Source organism: Spongiibacter sp. UBA1325 (assembly GCF_002306875.1).
GTDB classification, from domain to species: Bacteria; Pseudomonadota; Gammaproteobacteria; order Pseudomonadales; family Spongiibacteraceae; genus Spongiibacter; species Spongiibacter marinus.
This window is the reverse complement of record NZ_DBTD01000003.1, coordinates 253309-270829: the sequence shown is the minus strand read 5'-3', so window position 1 is coordinate 270829 and position 17521 is coordinate 253309. Positions and strand designations below refer to the sequence as shown.

The following is a 17521-nucleotide window of genomic DNA, read 5'->3' as shown; positions in this document are numbered from 1 at the left end:
CGGCGGGGGCTTAGTTGCCCCACACCGGTCGCCGTCGATTAGACGAGCTTAAGCAATGTGTTTAAGAAAACCATCGGTCGCAGCGCGACGCTCGGCAGCAATCTGCTCAGGGGTTACCACTTCGATCTTCTCGTCGGGGTTAACTTTGAACAGGGGTTGCCCCTTCTTAATAATCACACCATCGCCGTCGATCAACACCTTCTCGATGGTACCCGAGAACGGTGCAACGACTTTGTTGAACATTTTCATTACTTCAACAATGTAGAGCGTGTCGCCGGCTTCGAAATGATCACCTTCATTGACGAATACGTCCATACCCGGCGCTTCGCGCGGGTAGAACATGCCGCCGCTGGCAGCGAGGATTTCGTCTGACTTGGCCACCGGCGGTGGTACCAGCACCTTCGCCATGCGCTTTTGCAGTGCGTCATCGGTGAGACGCTCGGGAATATCAATGCTCAAGTCCGGCTGTACCGCCAAATCAAAGAACCCGGTGGTTGAGGCAATGTGCGCAAGAATGGCCAATAGCTCCGTTCCCGCCATGTAACCGGCGTGAGCGCTGCGTACTGATGCCCATTCTTCGCTGCTAATACCCTGTGGCGCATCACCGGCGATAGCTTGCTCAATGGCGGTGAAGTCCTGTGTCGCCAACTTCTCTTCCAAGGCCTTGTAGAAGCTAACAGCGTCACTGAGGATCTCTGCATCGTGATCCCAGATCATGTAACGCGCGGGTTTGCCCGTTTCATAATCCATGTTCAGGTAGTGATACAGACGATCGAGCAGAAGAATTGGGTTTTCCAGCCACTGCACGCCGTTGTCGGTCATTTGCAGCGCTTTCTTGTTGATGCTCAGCCAGCCCGACATGTAGTGAGGCTCTGCGAACAGGCGCTCCAGCGGGCGTGTAAACAGCAGCTTTTTGGCATCGAGCACAGCCGCCCACTCCGCGGCCTGATCGCTGTTCTCGTCCAGATAACGCTGGCGAATTTCACCGTAGGCGTAATCCAGGTCGAGCTGATTCGCTTGCTCCTTGAGCAAACCAACCAAGGTCAGATACGGCACGATGAACCGGGTGCTTGGGCGAGCATTGATGCCGTTGCCGATAAACCAATGCACCAAGCCGTAGTGGAACTCCAGGTTGGTTGCCAGATCCTTGCCGCGCAGCTCAGTGCGACGCAGAATCTCCGCCAGGCGCTGGTAGCTGTCCATCCGGGTTTCACCGGTGGTGAGCAGCAGTGCAATGTTTGAGTCGTACGCACCAGCGAGGTGGTACTTCATAAACACGTCGGTATCCGGGTTGTGGGTGGAAATACCCTGGTCATCGCGAATCTCACCGGGAATCGCGTTGGACCAGTTTTCGATAATGCCGCCCGCGTGGGGCTGAAGCGCTTGGTTGGTCGCGTTCATACGCGCTTCCACCGAGGTTTTTTCACGCACAATGCGCTCTGGCTTGGGCAGGCGCTTACCGTGACGGGCCAACAGCGCCATCACTTCGACCAAGCTTTCAACAATGAAGAAGTCGCTGGGGTCATCCGGGTTGGTGAACTTAAGCTTGTAGCACAGCTCAGTAACACGGTGCTCAACCTGAATACGCGTATTCATCTCCATGAAATAGTGCGCTTCACCGTCGACGATACACTCAAATGTGCCGACAGAGTCGAGTTTTACTGCTTGGCCAAAGATGGCGCCCTCTTCTTCCATTTTTTGAAGAATGACCAGATCTTTCTTCAATTGAGCCAGCTCGCCCTCTTTGCCCTCGGCTTCAGCGACGGCGATGGCGGCAACCAGCTCTTCCTCGGTCACCGATACCTCGAGCAACTTTTGCTCGTGCATCTGCAATGAGCAGTCGCGACCACCCATCGTCATGCACCACTCGCCGTTACCCACCACCTGGATTTCCTGGTGGCGAGTGGTATCGATGTTCATTTCAATCAATACGTTTTTGTTGTCGCCAACACCGTTGGTTTTCAGCTCAATCAAGCACTCGAGCACCAATGAGGGGACATTTTCAGCCGCTTTCTCAACCTTTTCTTCGAGGCTGGCGCCTTCGTAAGAATTGGCCGATTGCAGGATACGCTGACCTTTACCACCGCCACCGGCAATGGCTTTCAGGCGGAAGCGGTTGTTGGGCTTTTCAGCCAACATGCGCTTGGCTTCAACCTGCAGGGCCGCGCCGATGTCGGCGGCATCGATAATATCGATACCCGCTTCATAGGACGCCGCAAGCAACGCCAGGGCTTTTTCTTCATCGTCTTTGCAGCTAGCGAAGTCGACATTGAGATTATTGTCTTTTGCGCAGGCTTCGAGGCCATCTTTACCGTATTTGGCAAACAGCGCCAGACTAGTGGCGTTATTCACACCCGGCGTAACCGATACACCAGTCTCCAGCGCGGTGCGCTTAGCCTGGTCCTTCATACCCGCCGATTTCTGCGTGAATGAACAAGGCCCGATAAAGTTCAGGCCGGCCTTCTCCATCGCTTCGACCATGTCGGCATCTTCCGACATAAAGCCATAGCCCGCGAAGATGGCGTTGTAGCCATTATCGTGGGCAATGCGAATGATCTGCTGGATGCGCTTGTTGCGTTCTTCTTTGGTGGCACCGGTGTAATCCGGCACACGGTGCACACGATCGGGGTCGGTCAGTGTGCGCAGTTCTGGCGCCAGGGCATTGGTATAGGTGATCGAGTCTTTCTCGGACAGCAAAATGCCGTAGCCGTTAATGCCCATTTCGTCGAAAACATCCATCGCTTCTTTACGGATGGGGCCGCGACAAATAATCAATGGTTTCAAGTCTTTACAAGAAAAACTTCTCACCCATTCTGAGTTAGATTTAGCCAGCTGACGGTCTTTGTGGATCAGCGGGTTGTTCAGGTAGTAATTATTGCTTGTCTGCACGTTGATAACCTCTTAAGCGAATCGTCTAGTAGTTGTTGTCGAGCAAGGCTGCTTAGTGGAACTCGCGCTGAGGACCGGACATCGGCTCAGGCGTGTACGCTTTCAAGTGCAGCTCCAATTGCTCGCCCAGGACTTTTCGCAGGTCCGCAGGCATGACGATCTGGGAAATCGATCCCAGGCTCAGTGCTTCATTGGGGTTCATCAGTTCTTTTTCGTAGCGTTGGGTTAACAGCGCTTCTTCTTGCTTTTGCCACTCGGCAACTGCCGCTTCAGCTTGGCTGCGCGCCTCGCCCTCGGCCATGCCAGCGGCAATATTCTGCTGGGTTGCCTCGGCGATGCGAGACTTGATTGAACCACGGATTTTGCGCACTTCATCCTTATACACGTACTCAACCCCTGCAGGCCCCATTACGGCCAGGCGAGTGGTTGGCAACGCGCAGACGAAATCCGCACCCGTTGGATAGTTGTTGAAGGAGGCGTATGCGCCGCCGAAGGCGTTGCGCACAATCATCAGGAAGCGCGGTGTGCGCAGGTCGATAATCGCGTCGAGCATGGCGCGTCCGGCTTGAACAATACCACCCGTTTCCTGGTCGCGACCGGGCAGGAAGCCGGTGGTGTCTTCCATAAAGATCACCGGAATGTTGTAGACATTACAGAAGCGGATGAAACGCGCGTTTTTGTAGGCGGCGTCTATATCGATCTGGCCCGATGACACGGCTGAGTTGTTGGCGACAAAGCCCACAACATTCCCGCCGATACGGCCGAGCGCACAAATGGTGTTACGAGCGCGCTCTGGCTGAATTTCAAAATAGTCGCCGTGATCGCACATCTGTTGAATGATAATGCTGATATCAAAGGGCGTGTTGAAACCGGTTGGGCTGTTAAAGGCCTTCTTCAGCAGCAGGTCGATATCCCAGGTTTTGCGATTCAGCGGGTCAGACGTCGGCTGGAAGGGAGGCTTAGACGATGCGTTGTCTGGCAGGTAGTTCAGCAGCTCTTTAACTTTGCGCAGCGCTGCAACTTCATCGGGCACAACAAAGTCCGTAACGCCAGACTGGCTGTGAACACTGGGGCCACCGAGTTCATCGGCGGTTACGTCTTCACCCAGTACCGACTTAACAACACCTGGGCCAGTCAAGCCAAAGAAGGTGTCGTTGGGCTGAATAACAAAAGAGCCCTGACGCGGCAGGTAAGCACCGCCACCGGCGTTATAGCCGAACATGCACATAATCGACGGCACCACACCGTTGATCTTACGCAGTGCCGTAAAGGCCTCGGCATAACCGTCAAGGCCGCCGACACCCGCGGGAATGTATGCCCCCGCAGAGTCGTTCATGCCGACCAGGGGAATACCCAGTTTACCGGCAAGCTGGAAAAGATTAGCCAGCTTGGTACCGTTGGTGGCATCCATGGAACCCGCGCGAACGGTGAAGTCGTGGCCGTACATCGCCACATCGCGACCGTTAACCTTAACAATGGCTGTTACCAGTGAGGCTCCATCGAGGTTTTTGCCCCAGTTTTGGTAGAGCACCTTTGGCTCACTGCCATCGTCTGCAAGCACCTGGATACGTTCCCAGATAGTCATGCGTTTCTTTTCGTGTTGCTTTTGAACGCCTTTAATTCCCGCAGCCTTCATTGGGCGCTGCTGCAAGTCGTAACCTGCTTGAAGCGCAGCTTCATAGAGGCCCGGATCGTAGTCAATTTGACCGGGCACAGTGAATTCCAGCTCGGATTTCTGCGCGAATGGATTATTCAGCGAGGGAGTCAATTGCTCTTTTTTACTCATGCCTGTCAGTCCCAGATGCAATATTGTTTTGTTTCCGCACCCGCATACAGGCTGAAGTAATCCACAGCCACTGAATTTCAGGCTGCCTAGATTCCTGCCAACTGGCATGTGAGCGACGGATGATTGAGAACGTGCCGTTCTAGGTGTCATTCCAACGACGGCTTATTTGATTCTCAAAGCGGCGGCTAACATTACTTTAGGGCGGTGGCGCTGTCAATCTGATATGGGTGACCATACCGATCACTATCAATGACAAAATGCTAGATTTTTCATAGGCCTAGCACGTACAATCAGTCTTTGCCAACCCGCTTTCAAGAGCACTATCGCCGCAGCAATGCCCAACCTCCAACGCCGTCCTTTAGCCTATTTTGCAGACAGCAGCCGCTACTTCGAGGCTGTGGCGTCGGCGCCGAATCCAGTGTTTATCGATTCGGGAAAGCCCCATAGCGACCGCGGCCGCTACAGCATCATTAGTGCCGATCCCACCACTATAATCAGCATTGCGCCACGTGATAACACGACTATCGGTGTATTGCTTTCACAGGCGGAGGCCGCTATAAAGCAAGCCGTTGCCGGCATGCACAGCGCCGACGATTTGCCCTTCTGCGGCGGGGCGATTGGCTGTATCAACTATGAGCTTGGTGAGGCCAGGGATATAAACCTCTCCCCCTCTGCGGAACTGCCGCTGCTGCACGTTGGCATTTACGACTGGGCAATTATTGTTGACCACCACACGCAGTGCGCAGAGCTGGTGTTACAGCCTGGCTGCCAAAGCAAGATAGCGTGCCAGCTGTCGTCATCGGCCCTCGAACACGCCGTCAACGACGCCACATTTATGCTGACTGCGCCATTTCATAGCCATCTGGACTGGCCGGACTACGCTCGCTGCTTCGAGGCGATTCAGCGCTATATCCTCGACGGCGATTGCTACCAGATCAATCTCACTCGCCAGTTTAGCGCGCCCTACTCAGGCTCCCCGTGGCAGGCGTATAAACGCATGAGAAAGGTCGCCGCAGCACCCTTTTCCGCCTATCTCGATTTAGGGGAATGCCAGCTGTTATCCCTTTCCCCCGAGCGTTTTATTGAAGTCGATAAGGGCAGCATGCTAACCCAGCCCATCAAAGGGACCGCGCCACGATCCCCTGACCCGGTAACGGACAAGGCGAATGCCGAGGCCCTGGAGGCCAGTGAAAAAAATCGCGCGGAAAATGTGATGATCGTTGACCTGCTACGCAATGACCTGGGTAAAAACAGCACAGCGGGTAGTGTGCAGGTCGAGCGTTTGCTTGAGCTGCAAAGCTTTAACACGGTTCATCACTTGGTAAGCACCATTCGCAGTAGGCTAAACCCCGAGATCACCGCGCTTCAGGCGCTATTGGATTGCTTTCCGGGTGGCTCCATCACCGGCGCGCCAAAACGACGGGCGATGGAGATTATTGCCGAGCTTGAACCAAGCCGACGATCGCTGTACTGCGGAAGCGTGTTCTATTTGTCGGCAAGTGGGCGGCTGGACAGCTCAATTACCATTCGAAGCTTTGTTTGCCACAACGGGCAGATTCGCGGCTGGGCCGGCGGCGGCATTGTTGCCGATTCTGAGGCAAAGATGGAATTTGTCGAAACGGAAGAGAAGCTCGGCAAGCTCATGGCGGTGCTTGCCGAGCCCGAGTAGCGCTCGTTACAAGCTCAGGTTGCGGTTAGAGGCCTTCAAAAACTCCAACTTCAGCGCTTCATAGTCGTGCACCGCTGGAAATTGCGGGAACTCTTCGATCACATTGCTCGGTGCTTTGAACAAAATCCCGGCGTCTGCTTCCGCGAGCATGGTGGTGTCATTGTATGAATCACCAGCAGCGATAATGCGGTAATACAGGGTTTTCAGCGCCAATACCGACTGGCGTTTAGGGTTTACTTGGCGAATTTTATAGTCGACCACCTTTCCGACATTATCGGTTTCCAGCTTGTGACACAGCAGGGTTGGCCAGCCGAGCTGGGCCATCAATGGCGCAGCAAATTCGTAAAAGGTATCGGAGAGGATCACCACCTGAAAGCGTGCCCGCAGCCAATCCAAAAACTCGCGTGCGCCTTCCATCGGCCGCATATCGGCAATCACCGCTTGAATATCGGGCAGGCCAAGGCCGTTTTCGTCTAACAAACGAAGACGTTGCTGCATCAGCACATCGTAGTCGGGAATATCGCGGGTCGTCGCTTTTAGCGCCTCAATACCCGTGCGTTCGGCGAAGTCGATCCAGATTTCCGGAATCAGTACACCTTCCAGGTCCAGGCATGCGATTTCCACGGCGAAAGTCTCCTCAAGTAATAAAGGCGGTCAATCTAACGGCTTGCCCCGCTAAAAGCAACGCCTCAGGTCAACACCGGAGCGATCTCACTAAAGGGTGGGCAACTCGATAGGCGCAAACAGCGCTTCCAGGTCTGCTTTGCTATGGCATTGGTAGGCCTGGTCAACGAGCTCCGGCGTCAGATGCGGAGCAAATAATTCGACAAAGTCGTACATAAATTTGCGCATATACGTGCCGCGGCGGAAGCCCACTTTGGTAACGCTGGCTTCGAAAAGGTGGCTGGCATCGAGGGCAACCAGGTCGCTATCAACCTCGGGATCGTAAGCCATTTGCGCGACAATACCTATGCCCAGGCCAAGTCTGACATAGGTTTTGATAACGTCGGCATCGGTGGCCGTGAAGACGACTTTAGGCTCTAAACCGCGCTGTAAAAACGCATCGTCTAATTTTGAGCGACCAGTGAAACCAAATACGTAAGTGACGATAGGATGGGCAGCAACATCCTCCACAGACAGCTTGGAGACGTTGGCTAAAGGATGATCTCGCGGCACCAGTATCGCCCGGTTCCAGCGATAGCACGGCATCATTATCAGGTCGCTAAACAGCTCCAGAGCCTCAGTGGCGATGGCGAAGTCCACACCGAAATTTGCCGCCAGCTCCGATATTTGCATGGGCGTTCCCTGGTGCATGTGCAGGGACACATCGGGATAGCGCTCGATAAAGGTTTTGATCACCGGCGGCAAGGCGTAGCGCGCCTGCGTGTGCGTGGTGGCGATAGACAGGCTGCCTTTGCTCGGGTTTTTAAACTCCTGAGCGATGCTTTTGATGCCCTCAGCCTTGTGCAGTATCTCTCCGGCTTCTTTTAATATTGCCTCGCCCGCCGGCGTTACCCGTGTCAGATGTTTGCCATTGCGCGCGAAGATTTCCACGCCCAGCTCATCCTCTAGCATGCGAATTTGCTTACTAATCCCTGGCTGGGAGGTAAACAAGCTCTGCGCCGTTGCGGATACGTTCATCTCGTGATGGGCCACTTCCCAGATGTAGCGTAACTGCTGAAGTTTCATTGATTATTGTCTCCAAATACAACGGCTAAGCCTGTGGGGCATTAGCAATACCGTGCGGGACATGCCCGGCTGGCACATGTTCACTGGCTGATTCACAGTGACTTTGCTGATCGTCGAAAAATACATCCGCACCATAGGCTTTCAAGAACTCGCCCTTTTCAAGACCGCCCAAAAATAGTGACTCATCGATCCGGATATTCCACTCGCGCAGTGTGCGTATCACGCGCTTGTGCGCCGGTGCCGACCGAGCAGTCACCAAGGCAGTTCGAATCGGCGGCGCGTCCGATGGGAATTCTCGCTGTAAGGTATTCAATGCTGACAGGAAGGGTTTAAAGGGGCCGCCACTCAGCGGGCGGTCTGCCGCCTCCACTTCACTGGCTGTAAAGGCCTCCAACCCCTGCTGTTTATATATCTGTTCTGCCTCATCGGAAAACAGCACTGCATCACCGTCGAAAGCAAAACGCAGTTCGCGCTGCGTTGACTGCTCAGACTTTTTACTACGCGGTAACAAGGTCGCTGCAGCAACGCCGTTTTCAAGTGCTCGACGCACGTCTTCGGCATGGGTGGACAAAAACAGGTGGCAGCCAAACGCCGACACGTAATTGTAGGGACTCGCCCCACCACTAAAGGCGGCACGGCGTATATTCAAACCGTAGTGCTCTATAGAGTTAAATATCCGCAGGCCGGTATCCGCGGAATTGCGAGACAATAAAATAACCTCAACGCGCGGTTCTTTCAGCAAGTCGTTAAGTTTGAGTAAGCGTTCAACAATATTGAAGGCCTCGCCTTTATCGAGCACCTCATCTTCGCGATCGATTTGATATTGTTGATACGCGTCCAGCCCCTGCGTTTCAAACACCTGATGACTGTCATCCAAGTTAAACAGCGCCCGTGATGAAATCGCAACGACTAACTTGTCTTCAAATCCCTTGGGCATGAATGTCCCTCAATACGTAGCGTCTCCACTATACAAGATGGCGAAGTGCAGACAAGAGCCGAAGCTAGAATTGCAAACGCTGCCAGTTCATCGAGCGCGGCTTGCTGCCCTGACGAATCAAGGCGATATCATCGATTAATGCTTGGGAAAATACAGCCGCTATCGATGTGGCGGCGATGCCCTCGCTACTGACATTCGCCGACAATACCCCAACCGCTTTCATTCCCTCGCGCAGCATGGCGCCACTTTGGCCGGGCTGATTCAAGCAGTCGAGCCCGACAAGAGCAAGGTCACCACCTACCTCACTGCGCGGACTCGTCTGACAGCGACTCAACCACAAACCGCCGGAGGACGACGCGCTTGGGTAGGAAACTATCTCTACGGCGGCATCATTTGCAGACAGCGCTGCCAATGGCGCGCCGATAAATTGCCCAGTAATCGGCAAGGCAAGCTGTACGAGTGCTACGTCACTACCTGCATAGGCCGCGAGGTCGCCAGCAAGCAATTGTGCATGCTTGTGATCCAATGTCCACGCCGCCACCGCCGGGATTTCCGGGTTTGGCGCGCCATCGCGCGCCGGGTAGAACACCACCGAATGCGCTCTGCGTGCAGGCGAGCGCGGTTCAAACAAACAGTGCGCTGCCGTTATCAGCCAGCGCCGTGTTAGTGCAGTGGCAGTGCACCAGGCGTCCCCCATGCGGTACTGGCTGTATAGGCGCCCCACCTGCCATTGCTGGACGCCAGCCTGCGGCCAAACACGGAGTCTTCGGGCCTGCGCGTTGATAAAAAACACTGCGCCGCTGCTTTGCTCGCGTTGCGGCGTTGCGGCGCTAAGCACCAGTTCAGGCCTGCCCTGCTCCCCTGCTAGCAGGTAGTAGCCCGGATGCGCAGGCAACGCGAGGCCGCGGCGGCCGTCAATGGACACCCTTGGCAGAAACTCAGCAAGTCGATTGCTTAGCGCCAAGGCTTTATCCCGGTAAATCACCGGCTGTCGATGGAATTCCCGGCGCAGGCGGCGCACCGCAGCCGACACGCTGAAATCTTGCGACGCCCCCAACAAAACATGGGCGACTCTTACGAGGCGCAGTTGATCGCGGGCCTCCACCGAGGTCGCCAGCGCAGCATAATTCGCAGACTCAGCAACGGCCTGTTGCGTTGCAGGCCCACTGAAAAAAGTCGCCCATGCAAAATCTGCCGCAAGAGTTGGGCAGCGCTCGATAAGGCGACGTTGTGCCTGCATCGCCTGCCAAGCCGATACACTGATATAAAGCGCATCGTCGGCGTCTGCAGGTGAATAGCGCGGCGGGCATTGATTGTCGGACCACGCCGGAGAAACACCGAGCAGAAACACTGTCAGGGTAAACCAGAGGGCGGTAGAATTACGCGGGACGCGACAGCGGTAATCTCTCAACAGGCTTCGGAGCGGCAACATATCTTGCATAATACAACCTGGTTGGAATTTGATGCAGCGGCACTGCGCCACAATCTCGCTGTTGTGAAACAGTTAGCGCCGGGCGGCGCTATCTTAGCCATGCTCAAGGCCAATGGCTACGGTCACGGCGCGAATTGGGTTGCCGAAACCCTCGGCGAACGCGCTCAGGGCTTTGGCTTGGCGCGCCTGTGTGAAGCACTGGCACTGCGCGAACACGCGCCGTTTAAACGTTTGCTTCTGCTCGGCACCCTGGTTGATGACAACACGCTTAAACACTGCGCCGAGGCGCGCCTGGACTTGGTTATTCATCGCCTAGAGGATGCACAACGGCTTTCCGGCGCTCGCTTAACTACCCCTCTGTCAATTTGGCTTAAGCGGAATGTCGGCATGAACCGTTTGGGCATGAGCCATGAGGATTTTGTGGCCGCGCAGCAGCTTCTCGTCGGTAGCAAAAATGTGAAAGAAGTGATTCATATGAGCCACTTTAGTGATGCCGATACACCTCGGGCAGAAGTCACCGAAGAACAGGCTGAGCGTCTGTTCAGCAGCAGTCGAGCACTGGGCACATTCCCTTTAAGCCTGGCTAATTCCGCCGCGATTATTGCCCACCCGCACACCCATGCACAGTGGCAGCGGCCAGGCATTATGCTCTACGGCGACGACCCCACGGGGACATTAACGGGCAATAAAGCGCTGCGCCCGGTCATGCACTTCAAGAGCCGGATTGTCGCGCTTAAAACCGTTCACCCGGGCGACGGCGTCGGTTACGGGCGGCGTTGGCAGGCCAGCGGACAACGCCTCATCGCCACTATTGGTGCTGGCTATGCCGATGGCTACCCGCGCCACGCCACTGATGGTACACCGCTAATGGTGAATGGTCAGCGCGCCTCGTTGGCCGGGCGTGTTTCCATGGACTTACTCACCGCCGACGTCACTGACGTCGACCACGTTAAGGTTGGCGACGAAGTCACCCTTTGGGGCCAGGGCGTGAGTGCCGCGGAGGTCGCCGAGCGCTGCGGCACCATCAGTTATGAGCTGTTCACTCAGGTGTCATCACGGGTTGAGCGCTACTATGACTAAACACCCCGCTGGCAACGTTCACCGCCTGCGCAGCGGCACAAGCGATGGCCTCTACGCCCTATTAACCTTGGTGCTTGCCGCCGGCCTTGCATGGCTGCTATCAGCGCAGCTCAACTACTTTTATGGCTTTTTTCACGACCATATCGGCATCGCTGAAACCATCGCTGAATACGGCCCCCAAAATCGCTTTAAAGATGGCTTTGAAACAACTGACCGAGCACAGCGCATCACGCTCTTTGCGGAGATTGTTCGCGCCGTGCACAGCGGTGGCGAAGGCCTCGAGGAGATAAGCTATCGCGCCGCGGGGCGAACCCGCGCCGTCGCCCTGTTGCACGAGGCGGAAATTATCCACCTCCAAGATGTTGCGCATCTGATTAGTGCAACTCGCTTGCTCGTTATCCTTACCGCGATGGCCTGGACCGTTTGGACATTGGCAAAAATACGCCGCAAGGCGCCCTTCCCGCCTCTGACTCAGCAACTGGGTAAATTGCTTGGCGTCTCCGTGTTAATAGCTGGCCTGCTGGGCGTTTTTGGCTTTGAAGCGGTGTTCTACCAACTGCATATTTGGGTGTTTCCGGCAGAGCACCAATGGTTTTTCTATTACCAAGACTCGCTGATGTCGACCATGATGCAAGCGCCGGTGTTATTTGCCTATATTGGCGGCAGCATTGCAGCGCTCGGCGTTGCGCTGTTTTGCGCTATAACGGCGCTATTGCACCGTTATTCGCGCAAAAATGCGGGGAAGTAAGTCGTCGCGTTGGCAGGATTTAAAAGGGCCAAAACGTCTCGGGTATTCGTCCCTGGCGCAGTAAAGAGGCCACATCCATACCAACCGCGACACCGGCATGAACGAAAAAGCCGCCCCAGATAGATCGCGAGCGCAGCGCCAATATACCCAGAAACAACCCAAACAGGATGGCACCCACCGCTTCAGGCCACAGCTTCGGAAAGTGGATCATCAGATAGGGAACACACATTACCCAGATTGCATTCGCGCCGATTGCCGGACGCAAGCCTTGCAGCACAAAGCCGCGAAAGAAGAACTCCAGGCAGATAAACTGGGTGAGGTACAGAAGCTCCCAACTAATGAAGTCAAACCAGCTTCTACCCGCCTGTTTATAGAAGGGATAGTGCTGTAAAAAATCGGGCCGAAAACTGGCCAGGTAAATGAACACAAGAATTGGACTGAGCAACAGCAGATAGCCCTGCCAGTGCCGATGGGTGTCCCCCCAGCCCCAGCCAAAATGGCGCATGCGCTCGCCCATTACGCGGCGAATTATCAGCCACGGCAGCAGCACGTAGCCAACCACATGCCAAGTGGTCCACCACAGGTAGGACAGCAACTCACCATAGCCACTGCGACGCAGCTCCCACCACCAATAGTTCGGTGTACGCCCCTGCACTTCACTGAGCCACTGGAGCAGGGTTTGCAAGCTAGAGGAAAACTTTAAGTAGTGGATGAGTAGCAAACTCACGGACACACAGGCCAGCACCGCAAAAACCCGCCTGAGCGCCGCCGGGCGCGATAAACGGTAACTATCTGCTTCGGCATCGATATCGTCGAGAAGAACGAGAATTCGCCGTGGGTTCAGGCGCTGCAATGCGCCAGATAAGCTAGCGCCTATACCGCTCATTCGCGCGCTTCCGCTGAGCCATTGCTGCCCAGGCGCTCACGCGTCAACGCAAAAACCACCGGACTGAGCAGTAGCAATGCCAGCAAGTTCGGCAGCGCCATCAGCGCGTTCAGGGTATCGGCCAATAGCCAGATAAAATCGAGCTCCGCCATCGCGCCGAGGGGAATTGCCGCGACCCAGGCCAGGCGGAAGGCAAAAATAGCGTGAGTGCCAAAAAAATACACCACGCAGCGCTCGCCGTAGTAGGCCCAGCCCAGCATGGTGGTAAACGCAAAGACCGCCAAGCCCACGGACACAATAAAGTCACCGCCGCCGATCAAACTGTCGAAGGCCAACGCCGACAGCGCCGCGCCACTTTCGCCGCCCTGCCATGCCCCAGACAACAGAATGACAAAGCCAGTAATGCTGCACACCAAAATGGTATCGATGAAGGTGCCCAGCATGGCGATCAGGCCCTGGTTCACCGAGTTGTGTGTTCGTGCGGCGGCGTGGGCAATTGGCGCACTGCCCAAGCCAGCCTCGTTGGAAAATATTCCCCGCGCCACACCAAAGCGTATCGCGGCCACCACACTCGCGCCGGCAAATCCACCAACCGCCGCCGCGCCATTAAAGGCGGCATCGACTACCAGTAAGAACAGTGCCGGAATTTCGCTAATATTCATCGCAATAATAACGAGGCCCATCGCCATATACGCCACCGCCATGATGGGCACTAGCACGCCGGCAACCGAGGCGATGCGCTTCACCCCGCCCAACACCACCAGCGCAACCGCTGTTGCCAGCACCGCGCCGGTTACCCATACCGGCAGAGAAAACGTGGCGTGAAGCGCATCGGCCACAGAGTTAGCCTGAACCGTATTGCCAATGCCAAAGCCCGCAAAGACACCGAAAAATGCAAAGGTTGCCGCCAGCCAACGCCACTTTGGCCCCAGACCATTTTTTATGTAATACATCGGGCCGCCGCTGAAGTTGCCCTGCTCGTCTTGTTCGCGATAGTGCACGGCACAGACCGCCTCGGCGTACTTGGTTGCCATACCCACCAATGCTGTGCACCACATCCAAAACAGCGCACCGGGACCGCCGAGCGCGATCGCTGTGGCAACACCGGCGATATTGCCGGTGCCGATCGTTGCTGATAAGGAGGTCATTAAGGCCTGAAAGGGACTGATATCGCCGCTGTCCTGCTCGCCTTTGCGACCGCGAAATAACAGACCAAAGGCCTGGGGGATTCTGCGCAGTGGCATAAAGCCCAGCCCCAACATCAGGTAGGCCCCGGTGCCGAGAATAAGAATAAGCATGGGCCAGCCCCACACCAGACCATTGAGGCCGCCGATGATCGACGTAATTGTTTCCATAGCGCTACCTTATCGTTGTTATTGGGTCGCGGTGCATAGTCGCTGCTGGCCCGCTAATAGCAGGCCAAATAGTCATCCACCCAATGAAGTAAAATGCTGCCGATGCGGGAAGACGCCAAAAATGCCGCCGGTATGCACAAAGACGATGTCCCCATCGTCACCAAAGCGGCCGTTGTCGCGCTCTTCCAGCAACGCATGAAAGGCCTTCCCTGTGTACACAGGGTCCAGAATAAGGCCCTCGGTCGCGGCAAGGTCAGCGATGGTTTGATAAACCTTTTCGTCGGCCAACGCATAGCCCGGCCCAACGTAACCATCGATAACACTCACCTGTAAGTCGTCCAATGCGACGTCTAAGTCGTAACGGTGCTGCCAATCATGCAGGTCTTGGGCCACTTTATTTAAGAACCACGCTTCATCGTCGCAGACATTCACGCCCCACACGCGGCTACCGGCCAGATAATAGTGGGCTCCAGCGGTCAAGCCAGCCTGGGTGCCGCCGGATCCGGTTGCGCAGATAATATGGCGTGGACGAATGTCATGGTGGCGAAAATCGTCGGCTAACTCGGCACACGCCGAGAAATAGCCCCAAACCCCCACCGCATCGGATGCTCCGGTGGGTATGATAAACGCGCGCCGCCCTCTGTCGGCGTAGTACTGCTGCCACTGCGCGAGTAACTGCGGCAGCTGAGCCTGAAATTGCTTGGCGGGATAAGCCGAAATCTGGGCGCCCGCTAATTGGTCGAGCAGTAAATTTCCATCGGCATGCTCGGGCTTCTCGCCGCGCAGTAGCAGGTGGCACTTCAAACCGAGCTGAGCGCACAGCAAGGCGGTGGCCCGACAATGGTTGGACTGTAAGCCACCACAGGTAATGATGGTGTCACAGCCCTCTTCCAACGCCTGCGCCAAACTGAATTCCAGCTTGCGTATTTTATTGCCAGACAGTGCGCAGCCCGTTAGGTCGTCGCGCTTCACCCATATGCGCGGACCAGGACGAGCTTCCTGCAGGCGTGTCAGAGGCTGGAGCGGTGTTGGTAGATTGGCTAGGCCCAGACGTGGGGGCGTGAACTGAGTCGGGATAGTCATGTGAAACCCGCAATCGCTCGTTTATGACGTGAAATGAAAACGGGGCGCTTGATGCGCCCCGTTTACGGTATTAAATGGCTTTGAGCGTGCCCTTGGGCAGCACTGCATGCACGGCAACGCGCTGGAACTTCAGCTCTACGTTGTCCGCAACACTCAACACAACATAGTCATCGTCAAGCTTGGTGACTTTGCCGAGAATACCCGCACTGGTGACCACCTCGTCGCCTTTTGCCAGAGCGGCGACCATTGCCGCGTGCTCTTTTTGACGCTTGCGCTGAGGACGAATCGCAATGAAGTAAAAAAGGCCGAACATCAGCACCAGAAAGCCGATCTGGAACAACTCACCGCCCGGAGGGGCGCCTGCAGCGCCAGCAGTTTGTGCGTGGGCTTGAGAGATAAAAAAGCTCATCGTGTTTCCTTAAACAAAACTAAAAAAGCCGGGCGAAAGCCCTCAATTTGGGCTGCTCGGCAGATCCCGAGCGAAATATAGTACACAAGGCCCAGATTCAAAGCGAGATGTCATAGTCCATTATAAAAGGCGCATGATCGGAAAAGCGTTCTTCGCGGTATACCCAGCCATCGCGAATGCTATCGATGAGCCCGGGGGTGACCACATGGTAGTCGAGCCGCCAACCAACATTGTTGGCATAGGCCTGCCCTCGGTTTGACCACCAGGTGTATACCGCCTCGGTGTTAATCTGCCGAAAGGCGTCAACAAAACCCGCTTCGTCATAGAGCTTATCCAGCCACGCCCGCTCGTGGGGCAAAAAGCCTGAATTTTTGCGATTCGCGCGCCAGTTTTTTAGGTCAATTTCGCGGTGGCACATATTCCAGTCGCCACAAATGATCAGCTCCCTACCCTGGGCTTTTAGCTCGACAAAATGCGGGTATATCTTTTCCAGAAAATCATCTTTCTTTTGCTGCGCCGCATCACTGCTTGAGCCGGAGGGCATATAAAGAGAGATAACACTGAGCTTGTCGTAATCGGGTCTGACATACCGCCCCTCGCTGTCCAGCGGGTCCCAGCCCAGCTCGCAAACAAAGCGTTGTGGCGGCGTGCGACAATAAATGGCCGTGCCGCTATACCCTTTCTTGTGCGCATCATTGAAGGCCGATACATAACCCTGGGGGTGGAACAGTGGGTCACTTAGCTGGTGTTGCTGAGCCTTGGTTTCCTGAATACAAACCACATCAGCCTGCTGAGTTTCCAGCCAGGAAAAGAAACCCTTGCGAGCTGCTGCTCGAATACCGTTGGTGTTTACGGTAATTACGCGCACCACGTACCCTCCAAAAAATGGCCGAGCTTAGCAGACCCGGCCTGCCGGCAAGTACTGCTGTACATTTTTTTTCACCAAATTCAATATTTTGAAGCCATATAACGTCACCCATACAGAGCATGTTGTTCCGCGTCGCTTACCCTAGAATCAGGGTCGATAACAACCGCATTGCGGCAACATAAAGACCAAACAGGAACATTCGCTATGAACGCCAGCTCCGCTGACCAACTCTTACAGATCGAGGCGATCAAACGTCTCAAATATGTTTACTTGCGCGCAGTAGATACCCACGACTGGCAATTATTGGAAAGCACGCTCAGTGAAGACTGCGTTGCCCGCTACGACGGCGGCAAGTATAGCTTCGACAACCGCAGCGAGCTCATCGCTGGCCTGCGCGGCCACATGGATAGCCCCAATGTACTAACCATGCACAATGGCCACCACCCTGAAATCGAGTTGCTCAGCGAAAGTGAGGCACGCGGAAAGTGGTACCTGCAGGACCTCGTGTTCAATAAAGAGCAAAACTGGATGCTGTTTGGCACGGCCATCTACACGGATCACTATCGCCTGGAAAATGGTGAGTGGAAAATTTGCCGAACGGAATATGAGCGGATAATGGAAACCATCAATGCGCCGATTCCATCGACCCTGAGCTTTACCCACAGTATGTTTGAAAAGAAATAGGCAACC

Annotated in this window: 15 protein-coding genes; 4 read left to right on the top strand and 11 right to left on the bottom strand. The window is 55.3% G+C overall.

Features of this window, described 5'->3' with window-relative positions; all coding sequences use genetic code 11:
* Positions 1 to 48: 48 nt before the first annotated feature.
* Both B3K78_RS02685 and B3K78_RS02680 read right to left on the bottom strand, forming a co-directional pair.
* On the bottom strand, positions 49 to 2889 hold the full coding sequence (locus B3K78_RS02685) for an ATP-binding protein (protein WP_027872523.1): 2841 nt from the start codon (positions 2887 to 2889) through the stop codon (positions 49 to 51).
* 52 nt (positions 2890 to 2941) lie between these two features.
* Positions 2942 to 4675, bottom strand: a complete 1734-nt coding sequence (locus B3K78_RS02680) for an acyl-CoA carboxylase subunit beta (protein WP_204995396.1) — start codon at positions 4673 to 4675, stop codon at positions 2942 to 2944.
* 334 nt (positions 4676 to 5009) lie between these two features.
* On the opposite strand from B3K78_RS02680, the gene pabB reads away from it, so the two are divergent.
* Complete coding sequence (gene pabB / locus B3K78_RS02675; protein WP_286694212.1) at positions 5010 to 6344, top strand: aminodeoxychorismate synthase component I; 1335 nt, start codon at positions 5010 to 5012, stop codon at positions 6342 to 6344.
* Positions 6345 to 6350: 6 nt separating this feature from the next.
* On the opposite strand, the gene thrH is transcribed toward pabB, so the two are convergent.
* From thrH to B3K78_RS02655, 4 genes are all read right to left on the bottom strand, one after another.
* Entirely contained in the window at positions 6351 to 6968 is a 618-nt protein-coding gene (thrH, locus tag B3K78_RS02670; RefSeq protein ID WP_027872526.1) for a bifunctional phosphoserine phosphatase/homoserine phosphotransferase ThrH, read from the bottom strand.
* A 90-nt stretch (positions 6969 to 7058) separates the two neighbouring features.
* Positions 7059 to 8033 carry an HTH-type transcriptional regulator CysB gene (cysB, locus tag B3K78_RS02665; protein WP_286694211.1) on the bottom strand — a complete coding sequence of 325 codons (975 nt, stop codon included), beginning with the start codon at positions 8031 to 8033 and terminating at the stop codon, positions 7059 to 7061.
* A 25-nt stretch (positions 8034 to 8058) separates the two neighbouring features.
* Positions 8059 to 8970: a 5'-nucleotidase gene (locus B3K78_RS02660; protein WP_027872528.1), complete on the bottom strand. Its 912-nt coding sequence runs from the start codon at positions 8968 to 8970 to the stop codon at positions 8059 to 8061.
* Between the two features lie 64 nt (positions 8971 to 9034).
* Positions 9035 to 10411, bottom strand: coding sequence for a trypsin-like serine peptidase (locus tag B3K78_RS02655; protein ID WP_286694210.1), 1377 nt, complete (start codon positions 10409 to 10411; stop codon positions 9035 to 9037).
* Between B3K78_RS02655 and alr the strand changes: the two genes are divergently transcribed.
* Positions 10406 to 11482, top strand: coding sequence for an alanine racemase (gene alr / locus B3K78_RS02650; RefSeq protein ID WP_286694209.1), 1077 nt, complete (start codon positions 10406 to 10408; stop codon positions 11480 to 11482). The two genes, B3K78_RS02655 and alr, sit on opposite strands and share 6 nt — an antisense overlap.
* Entirely contained in the window at positions 11475 to 12230 is a 756-nt protein-coding gene (locus B3K78_RS02645; RefSeq protein WP_286694208.1) for a lipoprotein intramolecular transacylase Lit, read from the top strand. The genes alr and B3K78_RS02645 overlap by 8 nt, the downstream gene beginning before the upstream one ends.
* A gap of 19 nt (positions 12231 to 12249) precedes the next feature.
* Here B3K78_RS02645 and B3K78_RS02640 read toward each other — a convergent pair whose 3' ends face one another.
* From B3K78_RS02640 to B3K78_RS02620, 5 genes are all read right to left on the bottom strand, one after another.
* A complete protein-coding gene (locus tag B3K78_RS02640) occupies positions 12250 to 13116 on the bottom strand; it encodes a CPBP family intramembrane glutamic endopeptidase (RefSeq protein ID WP_154653802.1) in 867 nt (288 codons plus the stop codon).
* Positions 13113 to 14471 (bottom strand): alanine/glycine:cation symporter family protein, encoded by a 1359-nt coding sequence (locus tag B3K78_RS02635; RefSeq protein ID WP_286694207.1) that lies wholly within the window; start codon positions 14469 to 14471, stop codon positions 13113 to 13115. The genes B3K78_RS02640 and B3K78_RS02635 overlap by 4 nt, the downstream gene beginning before the upstream one ends.
* Before the next feature lie 72 nt (positions 14472 to 14543).
* On the bottom strand, positions 14544 to 15554 hold the full coding sequence (locus tag B3K78_RS02630; protein ID WP_286694206.1) for a D-cysteine desulfhydrase family protein: 1011 nt from the start codon (positions 15552 to 15554) through the stop codon (positions 14544 to 14546).
* 70 nt (positions 15555 to 15624) lie between these two features.
* Positions 15625 to 15963: a preprotein translocase subunit YajC gene (yajC, locus tag B3K78_RS02625; RefSeq protein WP_027872534.1), complete on the bottom strand. Its 339-nt coding sequence runs from the start codon at positions 15961 to 15963 to the stop codon at positions 15625 to 15627.
* 97 nt (positions 15964 to 16060) lie between these two features.
* Positions 16061 to 16831: an exodeoxyribonuclease III gene (locus tag B3K78_RS02620; protein WP_286694205.1), complete on the bottom strand. Its 771-nt coding sequence runs from the start codon at positions 16829 to 16831 to the stop codon at positions 16061 to 16063.
* 204 nt (positions 16832 to 17035) lie between these two features.
* Here B3K78_RS02620 and B3K78_RS02615 point away from each other — a divergent pair, with 204 nt between their 5' ends.
* A complete protein-coding gene (locus B3K78_RS02615; RefSeq protein ID WP_027872536.1) occupies positions 17036 to 17515 on the top strand; it encodes a nuclear transport factor 2 family protein in 480 nt (159 codons plus the stop codon).
* The last annotated feature ends 6 nt before the right edge of the window (positions 17516 to 17521 follow it).

What these genes read in the sequence shown, in the direction of transcription:
- B3K78_RS02680 (WP_204995396.1), bottom strand. Translation starts at nt 4,675, where the DNA reads ATGAGTAAAAAAGAGCAATTGACTCCCTCGCTGAATAATCCATTCGCG.
- pabB (WP_286694212.1), top strand. Translation starts at nt 5,010, where the DNA reads ATGCCCAACCTCCAACGCCGTCCTTTAGCCTATTTTGCAGACAGCAGC.
- cysB (WP_286694211.1), bottom strand. Translation starts at nt 8,033, where the DNA reads ATGAAACTTCAGCAGTTACGCTACATCTGGGAAGTGGCCCATCACGAG.
- B3K78_RS02660 (WP_027872528.1), bottom strand. Translation starts at nt 8,970, where the DNA reads ATGCCCAAGGGATTTGAAGACAAGTTAGTCGTTGCGATTTCATCACGG.
- B3K78_RS02655 (WP_286694210.1), bottom strand. Translation starts at nt 10,411, where the DNA reads ATGCAAGATATGTTGCCGCTCCGAAGCCTGTTGAGAGATTACCGCTGT.
- B3K78_RS02645 (WP_286694208.1), top strand. Translation starts at nt 11,475, where the DNA reads ATGACTAAACACCCCGCTGGCAACGTTCACCGCCTGCGCAGCGGCACA.
- B3K78_RS02640 (WP_154653802.1), bottom strand. Translation starts at nt 13,116, where the DNA reads ATGAGCGGTATAGGCGCTAGCTTATCTGGCGCATTGCAGCGCCTGAAC.
- B3K78_RS02635 (WP_286694207.1), bottom strand. Translation starts at nt 14,471, where the DNA reads ATGGAAACAATTACGTCGATCATCGGCGGCCTCAATGGTCTGGTGTGG.
- B3K78_RS02630 (WP_286694206.1), bottom strand. Translation starts at nt 15,554, where the DNA reads ATGACTATCCCGACTCAGTTCACGCCCCCACGTCTGGGCCTAGCCAAT.
- yajC (WP_027872534.1), bottom strand. Translation starts at nt 15,963, where the DNA reads ATGAGCTTTTTTATCTCTCAAGCCCACGCACAAACTGCTGGCGCTGCA.
- B3K78_RS02615 (WP_027872536.1), top strand. Translation starts at nt 17,036, where the DNA reads ATGAACGCCAGCTCCGCTGACCAACTCTTACAGATCGAGGCGATCAAA.